Origin of the sequence: Exiguobacterium sp. ZWU0009 (assembly GCF_000798935.2) — a bacterium.
GTDB classification, from domain to species: Bacteria; Bacillota; Bacilli; order Exiguobacteriales; family Exiguobacteriaceae; genus Exiguobacterium_A; species Exiguobacterium_A acetylicum.
Genome location: NZ_CP018057.1, coordinates 2,505,751 through 2,526,465, shown reverse-complemented (window position 1 = coordinate 2,526,465; position 20,715 = coordinate 2,505,751). Strand labels below are relative to the sequence as shown.

Sequence of the window (20,715 nt, the reverse complement as noted above, 5' to 3'; positions counted from 1 at the left end):
AGATTGCAAGATCAAATTAACGTAAATTTTATTGAAAACAGTAATCCAAGAGATACTGAAACTGAGGGTGAAAAATACCTAAAACATAAAATTTTAAATGCTACTATTTTTAATGGTTGGACATTATACGAACAGCCTGTCATAAATTCCATGCATCCAGACTTTATTTTGCTTCATCCTAATAAAGGGATAATCATTATAGAAGTGAAGGATTGGCATTTGTGTTCGCCACAGTATAAAGAAAATGGTCAGGTGTTGGACAATAATAACAACTATATAAATAGTAATCCGATTGATCAGGTCGCTTCTTATAAAGAGTTAATATTAAAGTATGAGTTAAATTTTTTCGTTGAGGCTAATGAAAATTATGATAAAAATGAAGCATTTTCTACTATTAGTTCGGTAGTATATTTCCACAAAGCTAGTAGAGAGAAATCAGTAAAGTTTTGTGGTGAAGAAAAATCAAAAAAAGCATTTATTTGGAGTCGAGATAATTTGGACTATCTTTGCTCGGAAATGCCTAAAAAAAATAAAATTTTTCCATCTTGTTTGTTTTATAACAGTTCTAATTTTGCAAGAGATTCATTTAGAACAATGCAAAATCTGGTTGAAAATTTAGAGATGATTTTAAGACCTAGCGATTATGCTAGAGAGCGGAAATTTCCATTGACTCTCACGAGAGAACAGAAAGAATTAGCAACATTAAAATCTGGAAGCATACGAAGATGGGGAGGTGTAGCGGGATCTGGAAAGACGTTAATCATTGCTTCGAAAGCTGCTGAAGCTCTGAAACAAAATAAACGAGTTTTGATTTTAACATTTAATATCACTTTAAGACATTATATAAGAGATTTAAGTAGTCAACAGTTTGGTGATGGGGATAGAAAATCATTGAAAAGCCATTTAACAATCGCTCATTTCCATGGATTTTTAAGCATACTCAAAGCGGAACTTAACATAAGTGTAGAAACAAAAAAGAAATCAGTTGAAGAGTACACTGAATGGTTGATGAATAAAATAGTAGAGCGGATTAATTCTACTCATCCTAATAATTTGAACTATGACTATATATTAATAGACGAAGGGCAGGACTTTAACGGTGACTGGATTAGATTCTTAAAAGAATTTTTTACTTATAACGGTGAACTCCTAGTAGTGTACGATCGGGCACAAAGTATTTACGAAACTCAAGGAGAATGGATTACAACCCCTTCTGAAATTCAAGGAATTGGTTTTAGAGGACAAGTAGGTCATCTTTCAGTCACTCATCGATTGCCTGAAAGTATTATTTATCAAGTTCAACGCTTAAATCCTTTCTTTGAGAATGAGAACGAGCTAACTGGTACAAATACGCAAGAGGATTTATTCACTAAAATAGAGTGGAAAAATATTAGTAATCCTGATAATCAAATTGATTATATTGAAAAGAGAATAAACAGCATTATGAACGAACGTATTAGTACAATCGAAGATATTGTTATCATCACTATGCATGAAAAAACTGGGATTAATATAGTCAATAGATTTAAAGAGAAGAATTATAAGGTGTCACATGTCTATGATTTAAGTGGTAAAAAAGATATGGAGGAAAGAAGAAATGAGAAATGGAGATTTCAACCGGGAACAGGTCGAATAAAAGTGTGTAGCTATCAAAGTTATAAAGGTTGGGAGAGTTCACATGTAATCTTACTTTTAGAGAAGATAAATGGTAATGCCGATCATCTGTCTGATGTTAAAAAAGCACTGTTTATTGCTTTGACCAGAGTGAATGCTTTTTCTGATTCAAGAAGTTTTACGTGCATTAACAAAGAACTGGAATATGAATCAATCGGTAAATTTTTCTGATTTGATGTAAGTAATGAAGAGTAACAAGTAATTAAAAATGCCGACGTCCTCAAAAGACGCCGGCATTTTTAATTCATCACCATTTGAAATCGAAATCAGCTCCGACATCTTTTGCAAGGTGGGCATCTGATCCATAGACGAGCGGAATCGATAACGACTGCGTGACTTGCAGGAGTTCCGGGTAAGGATAGGAAAGACCACATAACGGCTTTCGGAGTCCTGCCGTGTTGACGTCGAGTGTGAAGTTCGCCTGACGGATCTTCCGTAACGTGTCGTCGAGGTTCGCTGGGTTCGATTCGAGCGGATAGGCTTGGATGAACTTCGTCGGTAACGTCAAGTGACCGAGTCGCTTCGGTTGGTGTGCACCGAGGTCCGTCATGACGAGGGCTTGGATGCCTTCATAATACCGTTCGTGGACGGCGGTAACGCTTCCGAGTTTCGTGACGATCTCACCGAAACTTTCCTTGCTGAAGTCGACGCCGTAATACTGATCATCGATGTATAAGTAATGCAATGAGAGAATCCCGTCGGTCAAAACGTCAGCGTAGCGAGCGATGATGTCACGCGTACCGTCGACATGTCCTTCCCAGTAGTCGAATTCCATCCCGATTCGGATGTCGATCTGATTCTTGTATGTCTCGCGGAGTTGCGTCAATTCCTTCAGGTAGGCATCGGCTGTCGCGAACGACATCCCGGAATCATTATCTGGCGCAGGATCCGTCACACCTTCAGGTAAAGGGGCATGTTCCGTGAAGCTGATCCGTTCTAAGCCTTGCTCTAAGGCACGCTCGATGTAGGCTTCAAGTGGATCCTTCGTACCGTGTGGACAATATGGACTGTGGACGTGACCGTCCCATTTCAATAATTGCATGATAAACCCTCCGATTTTTAGAATTGGCAAGCAAAGCGATTGACAATGTGCCCGAAACGCGGTATCTTATCGTTAAATAATTTAGCGTGGTACAGTGATAATAAGATAAAGGAGTGGGAGTATGCAATCATTTTCTACGATTCGACTCAAGGATGGAGCGACGGATTACGTCGGTGCCTCAGCAACGCGGCTTCAACGGGTCATCCGTCAGCTCGAAGATGGACTCGAACAATCTAACTATACCCGATTAATCACCCCCTTAATTGAGGAAATCGGTGGACGGGAACAGATTCGGATGGATTTTACGACTAGTGTCGCGCGTGCCCTCAGCGAACGTGGTCGCGAACAATATAAACGTGTCTTCTACAGCGGCTCGGTCTTTCAACCGGAAGAGAAGTTCCAAGTCGGGTTCGAAGAACGGGGACAAATCGCAGAAGTCGAAGCAATTCAACTCGCGGTCCGACTCGTCGAAGAACTGACAGGAAAAGAAGTCACACTCTCAATCGGCGATGCCGGTCTAATCGAGCATTTGATTGAGACGCGTGTCGGTGATCACCACTTACGCGACCAAGTGACGCAGATGCTCCGTTTACGTAACGTCATCGAACTGAAGCGAATCGCGGGTCAACTCGATGATGCCTTACTTGCGAAACTTCCTTTATTATTCGGACGTGAAGGGGCAGAAACGATCTTACCGTACGTCGACGAAACACGACTCAATGCCGTGCTTGATCTCGCGGAAGCCGTTAATGCCGATCTCGACTTCGGTCAAATGGGCTTACAGACGTACTACGACGGGATCACGATTCATGGTTTCATCGAAGGTGTGACGGAACCCGTCCTCGTCGGTGGACGCTACGACCGGCTCTATGAACAATTCGGACAAGAACAACAGGCGTTCGGCATCGGATTCTCGGTCGAACGGTTGGCGGAGGTGCTCTAAATGCGAATCGGAATTACGAAAGGACGGCTGTCGAAAGCGACAGAACGTTATTTAAAAGAAGCTGGCGTCGAGACATGGGGAGCCATCGAACGCGAACTAATCGTCAAACGGGGCGAGCACGAATTCGTCTTTATGAAAGGATCGGACTTGATCCCGTACGTCGCTCAAGGAGTTCTCGATGTTGCAATCACCGGCAGTGACATCTTACTCGAATCGGATCAAGAACTATCGGAACTCGCAGAATTACCGTTCGGAGTCTGCCGGATGTCCGTCTGTGCGAAGGAGCCTTTGCAATTCGAAGGCGGACGCCGCGTCCGGATTGCGACGAAGTATCCGGTCATCGCAAAACGCTACTTCAGCGAACTCGGTGTCGACGTCGACATCGTACCGTTGAACGGTTCGGTCGAGTTGGCACCGTTACTCGGACTTGCTGACGCAATCGTCGATATCGTCGAGACGGGTGAGACGTTACGGGCGAACGGACTAAACGAATACGAAAAAATCATCGATATTAGCGCTCGGTTCTTTACGAGCGAATGGACGTTAAAACGGAAGCGGGTTGAAGTCATCCGCTTGCTCGAGCAATTGACAGAAGGAGTGACACGATCATGACACCGACAAAACCTTTCAGCATCGATCGCGACACGGAACTCGCGGTCCGTGCGATTCTCGAACGCGTCGCAACAGACGGTGACGCTGCTGTCCGCGATTACACGAACCAATTCGATCAGGTCGATCTCGAAGATTTCCGTCTCAGTGAAACACGGATCACGCAAGCGTTCGAACAGGCAGACGCCAACTTGATCGACTCGTTGAAGTTGATGGCGACACGGCTCGTCGAGTGGCATGAACAAGAACTGCCGTCTGACATCGAACTCGTCGAAGCAGACGTGACACGACGTCAACGCTTCGTTCCTGTTGATTCGGTTGGGATCTATGTACCAGGTGGTGCGGCAAGTTATCCATCGACGGTCTTGATGAACGCGATTCCAGCGAAAGTTGCCGGAGTCGAACGCGTCGTCATGGTAACGCCGATGACGAACTTAAGTGACGAGGTTCTTGTTGCGGCACGCATCGCTGGTGTGACAGAAATTTATACGATTGGTGGAGCGCAAGCTGTCGCCGCGCTGACATTCGGAACAGAAAGTATCCAAGCCGTCGATTTGATCGTCGGACCAGGGAACCGCTTCGTCGCTGAAGCCAAACGCCAAGTCTACGGGATCGTTGGCATCGACTCAGTTGCTGGTCCATCGGAAGTTGTCGTCATCGCGGACGAAACAGCGCATCCGGACCGGATCGCAGCCGATTTACTTGCCCAAGCCGAACACGACCGTGACGCTGTCGCGATCGCCTTCGTGCCAACGGAAGAAATGAAACAAGCTGTGGATGCAGAGATCGAGCGACGCTTACAGCAATTGCCGCGTCAAGAGATTGCCCGTCGTGCGATGGAAAACGGTGGCGTCTTCGTTGCTCCACTCGAGACAGCAATCGAAGAAGCGAATCGCCTCGCAGCGGAGCACTTGGAACTTGCCGTTGCCAATCCACAAGAAGTCGTCAAATCGATCCGTCACGCCGGGATGATCTTCCTCGGTCACGAGACACCGGAAACGCTCGGCGATTATGTCGCCGGAACGAACCACGTCTTGCCGACATCCGGCACAGCCCGTTTTGCGTCTGGATTATCAGCGCGGACGTTCCTGCGTCACCAGACGATGCTCGAAGCCACACGCGCAGGCGTACAACGTCTCGCGAACGCAGCGAAGACCGTTGCCCGAGTCGAAGGACTCGAAGCACACGCACAAGCCATCGAAGTGAGGGAAGACTAATGCGATTACACCAAAACGAACGATTCACGACCCACAGTCCAGTCGGGATTGAAGCGATCCAGGAATTGATCGCAACGTTCCCTTTAAATGAATATCCTGTCGAGATCATCGACCAAGTCAAGGCATCGTACGCGACGTACGCCGGTGTCCGTCCGACGCAACTCGTCGCCGGAAACGGCTCGGATGAGCTGATCGGCTACTTATGTGCCCGCTACGGCGGACCTGGGATGCCGGTCATCGCCTCGGAACCTGACTTCGTCATGTATCAGTTCTATGCTGATCGGGCACGGGCACCGTTTGAACGCGTGCCGTTACTGGACGAGATGGCGCTTGACGTTGAGGGATTGATCGCAGCACCGGGTGAAATCATCTTCTTGAGTCACCCGCACAATCCGTCCGGAGTCCTTCGCAAGGAAGCAGACATCCGTCGTTTGCTCGACAGTGGCAAATACGTCGTCATCGATGAGGCGTATATCGACTTTGCGCTCGAGCAGTCGATGCTTCATCTATTAGAAGAGTATCCGAAAGCGATCATCTTACGGACACTCTCAAAAGCGTTCGGACTCGCATCGCTTCGACTTGGTTTTGTCATCGCGAGTGAACAGATCATCGAAGAAATCGAACAGATTAAATCACCGTATAACGTCTCTGGTCTATCAGCAGCTGTCGGCATCACCATCATGGCAGAACCGGAACTCGATCGGGTCTTAGACGAAACGTATGCGAGCCGTGAAGCAATCGAACGAATTCTCGCGCCAATTGGCAAGACATATCCCAGTGCGGCGAATTTCGTCTACGTCGAGTATCCGGAAGCCGAACGCTTTACGCAGCGTTGTGCTGACGCCGGATTACGGATCCGTCTGTTTAACCAGGCATTCCGTGTCAGTTGTGGATCACCAGAAGCAATGCAAGTATTAGAAACGTGTGTAGAGGAGGAATTACGATGCGGCGTGGCGCAAGCGAACGAGTAAGTGCAGAGTCAGACATCAAGGTTGAGGTCGATCTCGCAGGAGGTCCGGTTGAGATTAAGACGGGTGTCGGTTTCTTTGATCATATGTTGACGTTATTCGCCTTCCAGGCCCGGATTGGTCTGAAGGTAACAGCCAAAGGTGATACGTGGATCGATGCCCATCACACGGTCGAAGATACAGCGATCGTCCTCGGGGCAGCATTGACGGAAGCGCTCGGCGATAAAGCCGGGATTGAACGCTACGGTGAATCGCGTGTACCGATGGACGAGGCACTCGCGTCGGTCGTGCTCGACTTCAGCGGTCGTCCGTTCACAGTCTTCCGTGCTAGTTTCAAGAATCCGAAGCTCGGTGACTTTGATACGGAACTCGCAGAAGAGTTCTTCCAAGGCTTATCCCGGAGTGCCCGGATGACGATTCATGCCGAAGTCTTATATGGTTCAAACACACACCACATGATCGAAGGGTTGTTCAAAGCACTCGGTCGGGCCGTCCGTCAGGCAGTTGCCGTGACGAGCGAAGGCGTACCGTCTACGAAAGGGTTGATTGATCAATGATAGCAATCGTCGATTATGGCGTCGGAAATATCGCGAACGTCGAGCGGGCGTTAAAGGAGCTCGGCGAAGCAGTCATCGTTACGAGTGACACGGAGTTGCTCGACCAAGCGGAAGCACTTGTCTTACCGGGTGTCGGTGCTTATGCACCGGCAATGGAGCGCTTGAAAGAAACGGGACTGGTCGACTTCTTAAAAGAACAAGCCGAAAAGAAGCCGTTCCTCGGGATTTGCCTCGGGATGCAACTGCTCTTTGAATCGAGTGACGAAGATGGACTGACGGAAGGTCTCGGCATCTTACCGGGAACGATTGAAAAATTACCGAGCGACGTCCGCTTGCCGCACATGGGTTGGCACCAGCTGACGAACCATGGCGAAGCCGTCTATTTCGTCCACTCGTACGGTGCCGTCTGTGATGCAGAATGGATCGTCGATTCGGTCGAATACGGACGCCTCGTCCCAGCGATCGTCCAAAAAGGACAAGTCACGGGGATGCAGTTCCACCCGGAAAAGAGTGGCGAAGTCGGATTGAAACTACTGAAGGAATGGAGAGAGACGACATGCAACTCTACCCAGCAATCGATTTAATGAGCGGACAGGCGGTGCGCCTGAAGCAAGGAGATTTTGACCAACAGACATTCTTCGGTGATGCACTGACGATCGCGAAGCGCTTCAAAGAAGATGGGGCAACAGCGATCCACTTGATCGATCTTGACGGCGCGAAAGCCGGTGAACCGTTGCACTTGAATTTGATTGCCGACATCAAAAAAGAAACCGGGTTGTTCGTGGAAGCCGGTGGTGGTGTCCGTAACATCGAGACCGTCGAAGCGTACGTCGGTGCCGGAATCGACCGGATTCTCGTCGGCACGGTCGCTCTTGAAGACGAAGCGTTACTTGAGCAGATGATTGCCCTCGCTGGTGATAAACTGGCTGTAGCCTTGGATGCAAAAGAAGGCATCGTCCAGACACGCGGCTGGCTCGAAGCGAGCGGTTGGACGCTCGAAGAGGCAATGACGCACTTGATTGGTAAAGGCATCAAGACGTTCCTGTATACGGATATTTCGCGTGACGGAATGATGATGGGACCAGACGTTGATGGACTCGATCGGTTGAAACGGGAAGGGGTCGAATTGATCGCTTCCGGTGGTGTGACGACAGTTGACGACGTCGCGCGTCTGAAAGAAATCGGGATGGACGGAGCCGTCGTCGGTCGGGCGTTACTTGACGGATCACTCGCCTTAAAAGAGGTGTTACGCGTATGTTGATGAAACGGATCATTCCCTGTCTTGACGTCAAGGAAGGTCGTGTCGTCAAAGGGGTCAAATTCCAGAACTTACGCGATCTCGGTGACCCGGTCGCCGTCGCAAAGTACTATTACGAGCAAGGAGCAGATGAACTCGTCCTGCTCGATATCTCAGCAACGCAAGAAGGGCGCGAGACGATGCTTGATATCGTCGAACGCGTTGCGGAAGTCATTTACATGCCGTTTACGGTTGGTGGCGGAATCAAGACGATCGAAGACGCAAAACGGTTGATTCGTGCCGGGGCTGATAAAGTCTCGCTCAACTCGTCGGCGCTTCAAAATCCGCAACTGATTCAAGAAGTCAGCCGCCTGTTCGGTGTCCAAGCGACGGTCGTCGCGATCGATGCCAAGCAGACCGGCGACTCATGGGGAGTCTTCTCACACGGTGGCACACAACCGGTCGGACGTGACGCAATCGAATGGGCACAGGAAGCCGTTGCGCTTGGTGCCGGCGAGTTACTCGTCACGTCAATGGATGCTGACGGCACGAAGGACGGGTATGATCTCGCCTTGATCCGTCGTCTACGTGAAGTCGTCAATGTGCCGATCATCGCTTCCGGTGGGGTCGGAACGCTCGATCACTTAGCAGAAGGGTTGGAAGCAGGCGCTGACGCGGCTCTTGCTGCTTCAATCTTCCATGAAGCGACATACACGATGCCGGAAACGAAAGCCTACCTCAAAGAACGGGGAGTCGAAGTCCGATGACGACATTGAATTTTTCAAAAGGACTCGTCGCTGCCGTTGTCGTCGACGAGCAGACGAACGATGTCTTGATGGTCGGCTTCATGGACCAAGCCGCTTATGATAAGACGCTTGCGACCGGTCTTGTCACCTTCTTCTCACGGACGAAGAATCGTCTCTGGACAAAGGGGGAGACGAGCGGGAATACGCTTGAGCTCAAACGGATGTGGATCGATTGTGATCAGGATAGTCTCTTGATCGCAGTCAAAGCGAACGGTCCGACATGCCATACCGGAAATCGCAGTTGTTTCTATACGGAAGTGGAGGTGCCAAATGTTATACGAACTGGAACAGACCGTCAAAGCGAAGATTGAGGCAAAGGAAGCAGAATCCTATACGAACTATTTGATTGCTTCCGGATACGAGAAGATCGCGAAGAAGTTCGGTGAAGAGGCGTTTGAAGTTGTCCTCGCCGGTAACGATACGTTAGCAGAAGAGACAGCAGACTTGTTGTACCACCTAACGGTCTTGCTTGCTGACCGCGGTGTCTCCTTCAAAGAAGTCGAAGCCGTCCTCAATGAGCGTCACGGAACAAAATCGACGTTCAAGGATCGCCCGGATATTGAACAGTGGTAAACAGAATCCATATCGCATACGCGATGTGGATTTTTTTGATAGAGAAATGGGAAAAGACAAACAGATGACGGTTGTCATCAAATCGACAGAATCTTTCAATAGGCATGCTGTCTCGTAAGGGCGTATAATCAAACACATAGTCGTATGTTTTTCAATCAGAAAGTAGGTGTTCGATTGGTTACAAAAAAAGAACTTAAGCAAACGATCAAGCAACAATCGAAAGAAACGATCGAAGAGCTGCTCGCAAAAGGTGATTCCTTGAAAGAGGAAATCGCCAGTGCCATTACACACGGATTGGGTGTCATTTTCAGTATCGTCGCGCTGGTCCTATTGATTTTGCAGGCGACGAAATCAGGTAGCGCTTGGAACGTCACCGCTGTCAGTATCTTCGGGGCAACGATGATTCTCCTTTATCTGTTCTCGACCTTGATGCATTCGCTGATGCATACGAAAGCAAATAAGGTTCTACAAATTTTAGATCATGCTGGTATCTATCTGTTGATTGCCGGTAGTTATACACCGTTCGCCTTGATCACGCTCCGTGGTCCGCTCGGCTGGACATTACTTGGGATCGTTTGGGGTGTCGGGACACTCGGTATCATCTGGAAGCTCTATTCGACCGGTAAATACGTTTGGATCTCGAATGCGTCTTACCTGATTCTCGGCTGGTGTTGTCTGTTTGCGATCAAGCCGATCTATGAAGCGCTCGGGTTACAAGGATTCTTATTGCTCCTCGGTGGTGGACTTGCTTACTCACTCGGCGTCATCTTCTACGTCTGGGCACGCTTGCCGTATAACCACGCGATTTGGCATCTGTTCGTCCTCGCTGGCAGTATCTTGATCTTCCTATCGATTTTCTATTACGTTGCTCCGGCGACGATGTCATGAAGAAACTACGGCTCCGGGACTGGCTCCCGCTCACGCTGTATTTTATGTTTGGACTTGGATTGCTCCTGTACTTCCGGATGTCTGGAATGCTGGAGCAATTCGACATTCAAGCATTATCGGATTGGGTACGGGATCAAGGTCTGACAGGGATGTTGCTTTACGTGCTCGCCTACACTGTCCGACCACTCGTCTTTTTCCCGGCGAGCTTGCTGACGTTATTTGGTGGGTATACGTACGGACCGTGGCTCGGAACGTTACTTGATGTTATTGGTGCTGGTACCGGCGGTTTGCTCAGCTTTTGGATCGCTCGATTGCTCGGTCGCCGTGGCGTCGAGAAGTTGATTGGAAAAGGGAAGCTGAACGTACTCGACGAACGGATTGCGACGAACGGTTTCCTCGTTGTGCTCGTCGTTCGGTTGATTCCACTATTTCCGTTTGACGCGATCAGCTACGCGTCTGGATTATCGAAAATCCGCTTTAAACAGTTCGCTATCGCCAACTATCTCGGGATCATTCCCGGTGCGTTCGTTTACAACAATATCGGCTCAAGCCTTCGTGATCCGTTCTCCTGGCAATTTTTCGTTGCGATCGGACTATATGTCCTATTCTTTGCCGTAGGACTTGTTGCTCAACGGATTCTCAAAAATAAACGAAATAAAGAGCGTATGTAAGCGCTTTATGGCATAATATGAGTGCAGAGATGTGAACCGATACGGTAAAACAGCCTAGCATTTATTTAGGGGGAATCATGAGTGATGGAAAAAGTACTACGGGATGGTTTTATCTTCTTATCGCAAAACAAGACATTGAACGGTCTCGCCAAGCGATACGGGCTTAAATTCGGAGCAAGTCGCTTCGTGGCAGGGGATTCATTGGAAGCATCAAAACGGGCGATCCAGGAATTGAACGCAAAAGGGTTATGCGTCACGATGGACCATTTAGGGGAGTTCATCTCGACGGTGGCTGAAGCAGAGATGATGACACAGGAATGTATTCGTGCGGTAGAGATGATTGCGGAAGAAAAATTAGACTCGCAACTCTCGTTGAAACTGACATCACTCGGACTCGATATTTCGGACGACTTGATCCGCTCGAACATGGAACGGATCTTAACACGAGCGAAAGAACTTGGTGTCTTCGTCACAATCGACATGGAAGATGAGCCACGTTGTGAAAAGACGATTCAATTGTTTGAAGAATTGCGCCAATCTTTCGATAACATCGGAACGGTCATCCAGTCGTATCTCTACCGGTCGGAAGATGATATCAAACGTGTCGGACGTTTCGAAACGAATCTCCGAATCGTCAAAGGAGCATACAAAGAGCCGGCAACGGTGGCGTTCCCAGAAAAAGAAGACGTCGATCACAACTACATCAAGCTCGTGAAATTACAATTATCACTCGGAAACTATGCTGCCGTCGCAACGCATGACGATGCGATGATCGAGCAAGTTATCCGTTACGCTAAAGAAAACGGGATTGAAAAAGACCAGTTCGAATTCCAGATGTTATTCGGTATCCGTGTCGAGCGTCAACTCGAACTCGTCAAACAAGGCTATAAAGTCCGCGTCTACGTCCCTTATGGACGTGACTGGTACGGTTACTTCATGCGCCGCTTAGCAGAACGACCGGCAAACGTTGCCTTCGTTCTTAAAGGGATGGTTAAAGGATAAGAAAAGAAGGCGATGCAACGTTGCATCGTCTTTTTTTGATTTAGAGAGGAGATGACAGAATGGCACGCACAGAACAAGAGTTAAAGGAACTGTTGCAACAAAACGCGAATACAACGCCTGCATTACTCGATGAGTTACTTCTACATATTGGTTCGACGGATTCTGAGTTGCGGGATGGATTGATCTATCCGCAGTTAGCGACCTACATCGCATCAGAGTCCTTTACGATAGAAGACACCAATCGAATTTTCGATTTCATTTTAAGCGGGCATGGATTGATGTACCGGATGGGAACAGCGGACACAACAGCTGTTCTGACACGATCATTTTCAGCATTAGCACTTGCTGAACTGTTAGTGATGGATAAAACAAGACACTTATTGACGCAAAGTCAGCTGAATCGGCTGTCGACTTACTTAAAAACCTATTTGGAGCAAGAGAAGGATGTCCGTGGATTCATTGATGGAATGGGGTGGGCACACAGCATGGCACATATCGCCGATGTCTATGCGGTTTGGTTTACGCATACAGCGAGTCGTCCGCAGGAGGAACTCGGAGCGATTGATGCGATGATTCGTCAGTTGACACGGTCCGATTATCTCTATATCGATGAAGAAGCGGACCGGATGGTGACGGCATGGTTGCAAGCTTGTCGCCATGGACTGTCGGAAGGCCTCCTATTACAACGAATCGAACGTAATATTAAGGAGTGGCTTGAGAGTGACGTGACATGGGGGGATGCGGAGTGGACGACGTATCGTAACGTCAAACAGATGTTGCAGACACTCTATTTCCGATTGAAATGGGAAGGACAATCGAGTCTTGTCTTGATTGAAGAGTGTTTGCGACAGATACATCAGCGAACGCATGGATGATAAAGACATAGAGTATATTGGACGTCTTCGAATTCTTCGCTGTCCTCAGGTAGGAAGTATGCTCATAAATGAAAGGACGATTTTATTATGCATTTGGAAGTTAAGAGTTTCATTAAAATTCCTCCTGAAAAAAAAGAACTAGATATTAATCAAGAATACCCAGGGTTCATAAAGATGACCGATTTAAAAGACAACGATGTATTTAATTATGCATTTGGTCGAACTGACGGGTATCCTTCTGGAAAAGTTGTTTTTTGTATAGATGGTGAACCACTTCCCTTTGACGCACATGTAAGTGAGCTATACATGTTTTGGCACGCTTTAATAAAAAGTGTATCGACAAGTGAACTATATGACATTGAAAAATCAAACTGGTCTTTACAATATGAGAGCGAGGAAATTTCTTCTAACTTTATCATTCGATTTTTCTATCAAAAAAAAGTAGTAGAGTTTTATTATAAAAATAAAATCTTGGCTACTTTTCCACTAGATATGTATAAGAAGGCAGTCCTACAAGGATTTTTAGATTTTATGTGGCATACGAATTTAGAGTTTGAAACGATTGTGTATGATTCGCTAGGTGAAGAAATTGATTATGCTTCGATGAGAGAAGACACTGGAGACGATTTATATACGTGTTGCTACATTTTCTTGCAATTCATGAAAGAGATGTATCAGCAAAAGAAATACGATTTAAATACTCTTATTGATTTCAATTTTAAGGTAAGTCGTTCATTTTCTGGTTTGAAATATGACTTAGAAGATTGAATCTGTAAAAAGTACTTCTTAAAATACTAAACGAATTTTAGTAAGTAGACGATCTTGATTCACACTTATCATTACCGTTACCGGTGTGATGAAGACAATGTAATTTGCAGTCTCAAATTGAATGAAATCAACTAAAAACGGTCTCTTAACTTCTAGTGAGAGACCGTTTACTATATCTAAGCTACCTCACATGTCTTCACCCGACTCCTACAGGAAAAAGCGCGACGTTTTATCGCGCTGTCAGAGACAAACAAGACCCGGATTAGTCATCCGAGGGATGAGGAAGACTGGCTTGTGTCTCGCCTGGGGAAAGCGGGTGAGAAGACAGTGAGGTGAATAGTGCGTTACATCGATCATTTCGCATCATGGCCAAATGATATTACCTAGAAACACCATCCCAGCAAATAAACCAATCATTAAGAAGACAGTAGTTTGTGGTTGGAAACGTTTCTCCCGATAACGTCGAAATAAACGGTCCCCCAATGCCTGTATACAGAATAAGAGACCAATAAAGAGTAGGAAGAATTGCCATCTTTCTAGAACATCGAGAGCATCAATGTAAAATAATAAAACAATACATAAAGCTATTAATATAGACGTATAAAAGGTACTGTGTGACATATTTATCTCTCCCTTACAGCCGTCGTCTGAAAAGCAAATAAACATGAGAAGGCATGGGCTTGATCAAGTAACCGGTGTCCTGTCATGACGGCGCCTTCCTTTTGGATGACTGCTTCATCAAGTAACGTCCAACCCCGTTCTTTCGCTAATTGCAGCAATTCCCACGGCATCATCGTATTCCCCATCGCGACTTCTTCGCCATACAGACGACGATAAGCAAGTTGCCGTGGTGCGGCTGTCGGACCGAGTAGACTGATGACGACAAGTGGGGCGACGCGTTCGATTTCTTGTAACACCTGGACGGGACGTGTCGACCATTCGAGTGAGTTGACGGCAAGAACGACGTCAAATGCATAATCGCCGAACGGCAATGCTTCGCCCGTTCCAACGATGAACGTCTGCTCGGGTGACTTCTCACGGGCGATTCGAATCATCTCGTCAGAGACATCGAGCCCAACTGTCTGAAAGTCCGGTGTCAGTAAGCGACAGGCGGCACCATCGCCACAACCGAGATCAAGCAACCGACCACCGGTGATCATTTTTCGTAAGAACGGCAAAACGGTTTTGCGGCTACCATTCGTCCACATATCATCAGCGCGCTCCGCCCAGTCAGCGGCTTTTTGATTCCATACGTGCTCAGTTTGACTCATTTTCAACCACTCCTTTTTATTAGTCTAACAGGAAAATTTGTCCATTGACTGATTTTTTATTGCTACTGAATCATTATTCATTTATGATGAAGATGTAGAAGAAGCAAACGAAAACCGATTGGCTTCTTTTTTTGTCAGTATAATGAATGGTTGTTCATTCAATTTAAACTCAGGGGGTATATCATGGCGAGTCAAATCGGTCAGCCGACCACAATCCAGTTGACGAAACACATCCAATTCGCCGTCATCATCGGTTCAGGGGTGATGGGTGCAGGCATCGCGGCACATCTTGCGAATGCTGGCATACGGACATTGATGCTTGATATCGTACCAAAAGAACTTACGGCACAAGAAGAGAAGCAGGGTTTGACGCTGAGTGATCCGCGCGTCCGCTCCCGCATCGCGCGCGATAACCGCGAAAAACTCTTGAAACAAAATCCAGCACCACTCGCGTCAAAGAAATTGATCGACTTCATCGAGGTCGGAAACTTAGAAGACGATTTAGAGCGTCTGAAGGAAGCGGACTGGATCGTTGAAGTCGTCGTCGAACGACTCGATGTCAAACAGCAATTGTTTAAAACAATCGAACCGTTCATTCGGGAAGATGCGATCGTCAGCTCGAACACATCAGGCATCTCGATCGAAGCGATGCGCGAAGGACGCTCGGAATCGTTTAATCGTCGTTTCCTCGGGACACACTTCTTTAACCCACCACGTTATCTGAAGTTACTCGAGTTGATTCCGACGTCAGACACGGATCCACGTGTCGTTGACTTCATGAAACAATTCGCAGAGGAACGACTCGGGAAAGGTGTCGTCATCGCGAAGGACACACCGAACTTCATCGGCAACCGGATCGGGACATACGGTCTCCTCGTAACGATGGATGAGATGAAAAAAGGTGGCTATTCGATCGGGGAAGTCGATTCCGTCACAGGTCCACTCCTTGGTCGCCCAGGGTCAGCGACGTTCCGGACACTCGACGTCGTCGGCATCGACACGTTCGTTCATGTCGCAAACAACGTCTATGACTTGTTGCCTGAAGGCGAAGAGAAGGAGACGTTCGCGGTTCCGGCTGAAATGCGTCGCCTTGTCGAACAAGGAGCGCTCGGTGCGAAGACCGGTCAAGGCTTCTATAAGAAAGTCGGAAAACAGATCCTTGAACTTGATCTCGAGACATTCGAGTACGTTGAAAAGAAAGCGCTTACTGAACCGTCAATCGGACAAGCCAAAGCACTTCCGGGCGCTAAAAACAAACTGAAAGCCGTCGTCTTCGCGCAAGATCGTGTCGGCGCCTTACTCTGGCCGATCCACGCGAAAACATTGCTCTACTCGGCTCAGCTGACGGGAGAGATCGCAGACGACATCAAAGCGATTGATGAAGCGATGAAATGGGGCTTCGGCTGGAAGATGGGACCGTTCGAGACATGGGACGCACTCGGCGTCGAGAAAACGGTCGCGAAGATGAAACAAGACGGTTACGCGGTACCGGCCTGGGTCGATGAGATGCTTGCGGCAGGGAAGACGAGTTTCTATGATGCGTCCGGTCGTCATTATGACTTAGCGACACAAGACTACGTCGGAGCAACGGTCAATCCGAAGGAAATCCGTCTCCGCGACGTTCGGAAGTCAAACGGTGTTCTCCTTGAGAACAACGGAGCGCGCCTGCTTGATATTGGAGACGATGTCGCGGTCCTCGAGTTCACTTCGAAGAGTAATGCGATCGGTGTTGACATCATGCAGATGATCGAACAGTCGGTTGATCTCGTCGAGAAAAACCACCGTGGTCTCGTCATCGCGAACGATGGTAAGAACTTCTGTGTCGGTGCGAACCTAGCGATGATGCTGATGGAAGCAGAAGATGAGAACTGGTTCGAACTCGATTGGATCATCAATAAGTTCCAACAATCGATTCAAAAGATTCGCTATGCATCGCGTCCAATCGTCGTTGCACCGCAAGGAATGACGCTTGGTGGCGGTACGGAGATCTCGCTTCCGGCAGCTCGTCTGCAAGCTGGTCTTGAAACGTACATGGGTCTCGTCGAAGTCGGTGTCGGTCTGATTCCAGGAGGCGGCGGAAACGTCAACACGTACCGTCGACTGTTAGAGAACACACCGGAAGGACTCGTCAACATCGAGAAAGCAGCGCAAAAGACGTTCGAGAACGTCGCGATGGCAAAAGTCTCAAAATCAGCCTTTGAAGCACGCGAACTCGGATATGTCCGCTCCGTTGATCAGATCTCGATGAATCGGGATCACTTGACGTATGATGCGAAACAACTTGTCCTTGAACTGGACCGGACTGGTTACACGGCACCAGCGAAAGCGAAGATTCCAGTCGTCGGTCGTGCGGGGAAAGCGACGCTTGAACTCGCAACACGCGAAATGTTCTACGGTGGTTATATCTCGGAACACGATTTGAAAATCGCAAGTAAACTCGCACACGTCATCGCCGGCGGAAACGTCGCCTTCGGTAGCCACGTCGATGAACAATATATGCTCGACATCGAACGGGAAGCATTCTTGAGCCTGATCGGTGAGTTGAAGACACAACAACGGATGCAGCACATGCTCGTAAAAGGCAAGCCGCTTCGTAACTGAGGACTGGGGGGATTCGGATGAAGGAAGCAGTAATCGTCGCCGGTGCACGGACACCGGTCGGAAAAGCAAAAAAAGGCGCATTCAAGTCGATGCGCTCGGATGAATTAGCAGGCATCGCCATCCAGGAAACGTTGAAACGGTCCGGTTATACGGGAGCGGTTGATGACGTCATCCTCGGATGTGCCTTACCGGAAGCAGAGCAAGGGATGAACATCGCCCGCTACGCTTCAGTCCTCGGTGGATTATCACATGAGGTACCGGCGATCACGATCAACCGGTATTGCTCAAGTGGACTACAATCGATCGCTGATGCGGCGATGAAGATCATGACGGGGCAAGCAACTGCTGTCGTTGCTGGTGGACTCGAATCGATGAGTCAAGTTCCGATGCCAGGTCACGTCGTCCGACCTAATCCGTCGATCGTCGACACGGCACCGGAATACTATATGAGCATGGGGCATACAGCGGAGCAAGTCGCTGCGACCTACAATGTCTCACGGGAAGATCAAGATGCCTTTGCCTTGAAGAGTCACCAAAAGGCGGCGGCAGCAATCGCAGCTGGCAAGTTTGCTGACGAAATCGTCCCGGTAACGGTGACGGAACAATTCGTCAATGATGAACTGAAAATCGAAGAGAAGACATTCGTCGTCGAGCACGATGAAGGCGTTCGTCCGGATTCGTCACCTGAAGGTCTTGCAAAACTTCGCCCAGCGTTCCGCCTCGGCGGTAGCGTCACGGCAGGGAACTCTTCGCAGACGTCAGACGGTGCCGCTGCTGTCCTCGTCATGGAACGGGAAGAAGCAGAACGCCAAGGCTTACCGATTCTCGGCAAGTTCAAGTCGTTTGCTGTCGGTGGTGTCCGTCCGGAAGTCATGGGCATCGGACCGGTCGTCGCGATTCCGAAAGCACTTGAACTCGCAGGCATCACGCTTGAGGACGTCGGATTGATCGAGTTGAACGAAGCGTTCGCATCGCAGTCACTCGGTGTCATCCGCGAGCTTGGATTAAACGAAGACATCGTCAACGTCAACGGTGGAGCGATCGCCCTCGGTCACCCACTCGGTTGTACAGGAACAAAACTCACATTGACGCTCTTGCATGAAATGAAACGTCGGAATGTCCAGTATGGTGTCGTCTCGATGTGTATCGGTGGCGGAATGGGCGCAGCAGGCGTATTCGAACTAGTTGAAGGAGGAACAGGACAATGAGCCAAACGACAAACGAATTAATCAAAGGTGGCAGTTTCGTATTAGATGAGTTAGCACCAGAACGTCTCTTCACACCAGAGGATTTCTCGGAGGAACACAAAATGGTCGGTGATATGACAGCGAAGTTCGTTGAAGATCGTGTCGTTCCTGTCCTTGACCGAATCGAAAAACACGAGTTCGAACTGTCGGTCGGTCTCCTCCGCGAAGCAGGCGAATTAGGTCTACTCGGCGCAGACGTTCCAGAAGCATACGGCGGCTATCAGATGGATAAGATCTCGTCTTCGATCATCACGGAGAAGTTCGCGCGTGGACGTTCATTCGCCCTCAGCTACGGCGCACACGTCGGAATCGGTTCGTTGCCGATCGTCTTCTTCGGTAACGAAGAGCAAAAGCAGAAATACTTGCCGAAACTCGCTTCAGGGGAGTGGATTGCTTCGTATGCATTGACGGAGCCAGGCTCTGGTTCGGATGCTCTTGGTGCTAAAACGACGGCTGTCTTGAATGAAGCCGGCACGCACTACATCTTGAACGGTGAAAAACAATGGATCACGAACGCTGGTTTCGCAAGCTTGTTCGTCGTCTACGCGAAGATCGACGGTGACAAGTTCACAGCCTTCCTCGTCGAAGGATCATATCCAGGTGTCTCGACAGGTGTCGAGGAGCAGAAGATGGGGATCAAAGGATCATCGACACGGACGTTGATCTTACAAGATGCAGAAGTACCAGTCGATAACGTCCTTGGTGAGATTGGACGCGGTCACGTCATCGCCTTCAACATCTTGAACGTCGGTCGTTATAAACTGGCTGTCGGTGCTGTCGGTTCGTCAAAACGAGCGATTGATCTTGCAGTCCAGTACTCGAATGAACGTAAACAGTTCAAGACACCGATCAGCTCGTTCCCATTGATTCAAGAAAAACTCGCGACGATGGCAGCACAGACGTATGCGATGGAAAGTTCAGTCTACCGGACGGGTGGTCTGTTCCAAGATAGTCTTGATCAGTTGTCAGAAGAAGAGAGCAAGGACGGTAAGAAAATCGCCGATGCAATCGCGGAGTACGCAATCGAATGTTCAATGAACAAAGTCTTTGCTTCGGAAACATTTGATTATGTCATCGATGAAGCGGTTCAGATTCACGGTGGTTATGGCTTCATGGCAGAATATGAAGTCGAGAACATGTACCGTGATTCACGGATCAACCGAATCTTCGAAGGAACGAACGAGATCAACCGTCTTCTCGTCCCAGGAACATTACTGAAGAAAGCGATGAAAGGCGAGTTGCCGTTGCTTGCGGAAGCGCAACGTCTGCAACAAGAAGTGATGAGCTTCATGCCGACAGAAATCGGAACAGCACCACTTGATCGCGAACGCCACTTACTGGCGATGATGAAGAAAATCTTCTTGTTGACTGCCGGAACAGCGGTCCAGAAATACCAGGACAAACTCCAAGGCGAGCAAGAGATCTTAGCGAACACAGCCGACATCATGAGTGCGATCTATGCGCTCGAGTCAGCGATCGTCCGGACGGACAAAGCGATTACCGACAAAGGAATCGAGAAGAGCGAACTGAAAGTCCGTTACACGGAAGTCTTCGCACAACAAGCGTTCGAAGCTGTCGAGCGTGACGCGAAAGAGACGCTCTACGCGGCAGCAAGCGGCGACGAACTCCGGATGTTGCTCTCGGCGCTGAAAAAATTCAGCCGTTACCAGCCAATCAACGTCATCGGTACGAAACGCGACATCGCAAAACGTCTCATCGAGTCAAACAAATATACGGTCTAAGTCAGGTTTACCGCTTCGCCTTTG

General features: G+C 48.5%; 19 protein-coding genes and 1 pseudogene. 18 read left to right on the top strand and 2 right to left on the bottom strand.

The features are described 5' to 3' along the window. Nucleotides 1-3 precede the first annotated feature (3 nt). A complete protein-coding gene (locus L985_RS13190; protein ID WP_052169447.1) occupies nt 4-1,845 on the top strand; it encodes a nuclease-related domain-containing DEAD/DEAH box helicase in 1,842 nt (613 codons plus the stop codon). A gap of 76 nt (nt 1,846-1,921) precedes the next feature. Here L985_RS13190 and hisJ read toward each other — a convergent pair whose 3' ends face one another. Then, nucleotides 1,922-2,716: a histidinol-phosphatase HisJ gene (gene hisJ / locus L985_RS13185; RefSeq protein WP_047393353.1), complete on the bottom strand. Its 795-nt coding sequence runs from the start codon at nt 2,714-2,716 to the stop codon at nt 1,922-1,924. Nucleotides 2,717-2,837: 121 nt separating this feature from the next. Between hisJ and L985_RS13180 the strand changes: the two genes are divergently transcribed. The 14 genes and pseudogenes from L985_RS13180 (at nt 2,838) to L985_RS13110 (ending at nt 13,830) form a co-directional block, all read left to right on the top strand. Further along, nucleotides 2,838-3,659: an ATP phosphoribosyltransferase regulatory subunit gene (locus L985_RS13180; RefSeq protein WP_047393357.1), complete on the top strand. Its 822-nt coding sequence runs from the start codon at nt 2,838-2,840 to the stop codon at nt 3,657-3,659. Next, nucleotides 3,660-4,271, top strand: coding sequence for an ATP phosphoribosyltransferase (gene hisG / locus L985_RS13175; protein WP_023469189.1), 612 nt, complete (start codon nt 3,660-3,662; stop codon nt 4,269-4,271). After that, on the top strand, nt 4,268-5,485 hold the full coding sequence (gene hisD, locus L985_RS13170; protein ID WP_035405944.1) for a histidinol dehydrogenase: 1,218 nt from the start codon (nt 4,268-4,270) through the stop codon (nt 5,483-5,485). Before hisG ends, hisD begins: the two co-directional genes overlap by 4 nt. Continuing rightward, on the top strand, nt 5,485-6,456 hold the full coding sequence (locus tag L985_RS13165) for a pyridoxal phosphate-dependent aminotransferase (protein WP_047393367.1): 972 nt from the start codon (nt 5,485-5,487) through the stop codon (nt 6,454-6,456). Before hisD ends, L985_RS13165 begins: the two co-directional genes overlap by 1 nt. Beyond that, nucleotides 6,429-7,010 (top strand): imidazoleglycerol-phosphate dehydratase HisB, encoded by a 582-nt coding sequence (gene hisB / locus L985_RS13160; protein WP_047393370.1) that lies wholly within the window; start codon nt 6,429-6,431, stop codon nt 7,008-7,010. Before L985_RS13165 ends, hisB begins: the two co-directional genes overlap by 28 nt. Further along, nucleotides 7,007-7,594: an imidazole glycerol phosphate synthase subunit HisH gene (gene hisH / locus L985_RS13155; RefSeq protein ID WP_047393374.1), complete on the top strand. Its 588-nt coding sequence runs from the start codon at nt 7,007-7,009 to the stop codon at nt 7,592-7,594. Before hisB ends, hisH begins: the two co-directional genes overlap by 4 nt. Further along, nucleotides 7,567-8,271, top strand: coding sequence for a 1-(5-phosphoribosyl)-5-[(5-phosphoribosylamino)methylideneamino]imidazole-4-carboxamide isomerase (gene hisA, locus L985_RS13150; RefSeq protein ID WP_029342450.1), 705 nt, complete (start codon nt 7,567-7,569; stop codon nt 8,269-8,271). The genes hisH and hisA overlap by 28 nt, the downstream gene beginning before the upstream one ends. Continuing rightward, nucleotides 8,265-9,014: an imidazole glycerol phosphate synthase subunit HisF gene (gene hisF, locus L985_RS13145; protein WP_023469183.1), complete on the top strand. Its 750-nt coding sequence runs from the start codon at nt 8,265-8,267 to the stop codon at nt 9,012-9,014. The genes hisA and hisF overlap by 7 nt, the downstream gene beginning before the upstream one ends. Further along, nucleotides 9,011-9,626 (top strand): annotated as a pseudogene (gene hisIE / locus L985_RS17180) (bifunctional phosphoribosyl-AMP cyclohydrolase/phosphoribosyl-ATP diphosphatase HisIE). Before hisF ends, hisIE begins: the two are co-directional and overlap by 4 nt. A gap of 228 nt (nt 9,627-9,854) precedes the next feature. Beyond that, nucleotides 9,855-10,514, top strand: a complete 660-nt coding sequence (gene trhA, locus L985_RS13130; protein ID WP_047393972.1) for a PAQR family membrane homeostasis protein TrhA — start codon at nt 9,855-9,857, stop codon at nt 10,512-10,514. Beyond that, nucleotides 10,511-11,185 carry a TVP38/TMEM64 family protein gene (locus L985_RS13125; protein ID WP_047393377.1) on the top strand — a complete coding sequence of 225 codons (675 nt, stop codon included), beginning with the start codon at nt 10,511-10,513 and terminating at the stop codon, nt 11,183-11,185. The genes trhA and L985_RS13125 overlap by 4 nt, the downstream gene beginning before the upstream one ends. Nucleotides 11,186-11,269: 84 nt before the next feature. Next, nucleotides 11,270-12,187 (top strand): proline dehydrogenase family protein, encoded by a 918-nt coding sequence (locus tag L985_RS13120; protein WP_029342446.1) that lies wholly within the window; start codon nt 11,270-11,272, stop codon nt 12,185-12,187. 59 nt (nt 12,188-12,246) lie between these two features. Then, nucleotides 12,247-13,062: a DUF2785 domain-containing protein gene (locus L985_RS13115; RefSeq protein WP_029342445.1), complete on the top strand. Its 816-nt coding sequence runs from the start codon at nt 12,247-12,249 to the stop codon at nt 13,060-13,062. Between the two features lie 87 nt (nt 13,063-13,149). Then, nucleotides 13,150-13,830, top strand: coding sequence for a hypothetical protein (locus tag L985_RS13110; RefSeq protein ID WP_047393381.1), 681 nt, complete (start codon nt 13,150-13,152; stop codon nt 13,828-13,830). 623 nt (nt 13,831-14,453) lie between these two features. Here L985_RS13110 and L985_RS13100 read toward each other — a convergent pair. Continuing rightward, nucleotides 14,454-15,101: a class I SAM-dependent methyltransferase gene (locus L985_RS13100; protein WP_029342442.1), complete on the bottom strand. Its 648-nt coding sequence runs from the start codon at nt 15,099-15,101 to the stop codon at nt 14,454-14,456. A 183-nt stretch (nt 15,102-15,284) separates the two neighbouring features. Between L985_RS13100 and L985_RS13095 the strand changes: the two genes are divergently transcribed. From L985_RS13095 to L985_RS13085, 3 genes are read left to right on the top strand one after another with little or no spacing between them, the layout of a single operon-like run. Beyond that, nucleotides 15,285-17,702, top strand: a complete 2,418-nt coding sequence (locus L985_RS13095) for a 3-hydroxyacyl-CoA dehydrogenase/enoyl-CoA hydratase family protein (protein ID WP_047393388.1) — start codon at nt 15,285-15,287, stop codon at nt 17,700-17,702. A gap of 17 nt (nt 17,703-17,719) precedes the next feature. After that, nucleotides 17,720-18,910, top strand: a complete 1,191-nt coding sequence (locus tag L985_RS13090) for an acetyl-CoA C-acetyltransferase (RefSeq protein WP_047393392.1) — start codon at nt 17,720-17,722, stop codon at nt 18,908-18,910. Further along, complete coding sequence (locus L985_RS13085) at nt 18,907-20,691, top strand: acyl-CoA dehydrogenase family protein (RefSeq protein WP_047393397.1); 1,785 nt, start codon at nt 18,907-18,909, stop codon at nt 20,689-20,691. The genes L985_RS13090 and L985_RS13085 overlap by 4 nt, the downstream gene beginning before the upstream one ends. Nucleotides 20,692-20,715: the final 24 nt, after the last annotated feature.

Bases quoted from the DNA above. Each gene is read 5' to 3' on its own strand.
- L985_RS13085 (WP_047393397.1), top strand. From the start codon at position 18,907: ATGAGCCAAACGACAAACGAATTAATCAAAGGTGGCAGTTTCGTATTA.
- hisF (WP_023469183.1), top strand. From the start codon at position 8,265: ATGTTGATGAAACGGATCATTCCCTGTCTTGACGTCAAGGAAGGTCGT.
- L985_RS13180 (WP_047393357.1), top strand. From the start codon at position 2,838: ATGCAATCATTTTCTACGATTCGACTCAAGGATGGAGCGACGGATTAC.
- L985_RS13090 (WP_047393392.1), top strand. From the start codon at position 17,720: ATGAAGGAAGCAGTAATCGTCGCCGGTGCACGGACACCGGTCGGAAAA.
- hisH (WP_047393374.1), top strand. From the start codon at position 7,007: ATGATAGCAATCGTCGATTATGGCGTCGGAAATATCGCGAACGTCGAG.
- hisJ (WP_047393353.1), bottom strand. From the start codon at position 2,716: ATGCAATTATTGAAATGGGACGGTCACGTCCACAGTCCATATTGTCCA.
- L985_RS13125 (WP_047393377.1), top strand. From the start codon at position 10,511: ATGAAGAAACTACGGCTCCGGGACTGGCTCCCGCTCACGCTGTATTTT.
- hisA (WP_029342450.1), top strand. From the start codon at position 7,567: ATGCAACTCTACCCAGCAATCGATTTAATGAGCGGACAGGCGGTGCGC.
- L985_RS13165 (WP_047393367.1), top strand. From the start codon at position 5,485: ATGCGATTACACCAAAACGAACGATTCACGACCCACAGTCCAGTCGGG.
- hisG (WP_023469189.1), top strand. From the start codon at position 3,660: ATGCGAATCGGAATTACGAAAGGACGGCTGTCGAAAGCGACAGAACGT.
- L985_RS13095 (WP_047393388.1), top strand. From the start codon at position 15,285: ATGGCGAGTCAAATCGGTCAGCCGACCACAATCCAGTTGACGAAACAC.
- L985_RS13120 (WP_029342446.1), top strand. From the start codon at position 11,270: ATGGAAAAAGTACTACGGGATGGTTTTATCTTCTTATCGCAAAACAAG.
- hisB (WP_047393370.1), top strand. From the start codon at position 6,429: ATGCGGCGTGGCGCAAGCGAACGAGTAAGTGCAGAGTCAGACATCAAG.
- L985_RS13115 (WP_029342445.1), top strand. From the start codon at position 12,247: ATGGCACGCACAGAACAAGAGTTAAAGGAACTGTTGCAACAAAACGCG.
- L985_RS13110 (WP_047393381.1), top strand. From the start codon at position 13,150: ATGCATTTGGAAGTTAAGAGTTTCATTAAAATTCCTCCTGAAAAAAAA.
- hisD (WP_035405944.1), top strand. From the start codon at position 4,268: ATGACACCGACAAAACCTTTCAGCATCGATCGCGACACGGAACTCGCG.
- L985_RS13100 (WP_029342442.1), bottom strand. From the start codon at position 15,101: ATGAGTCAAACTGAGCACGTATGGAATCAAAAAGCCGCTGACTGGGCG.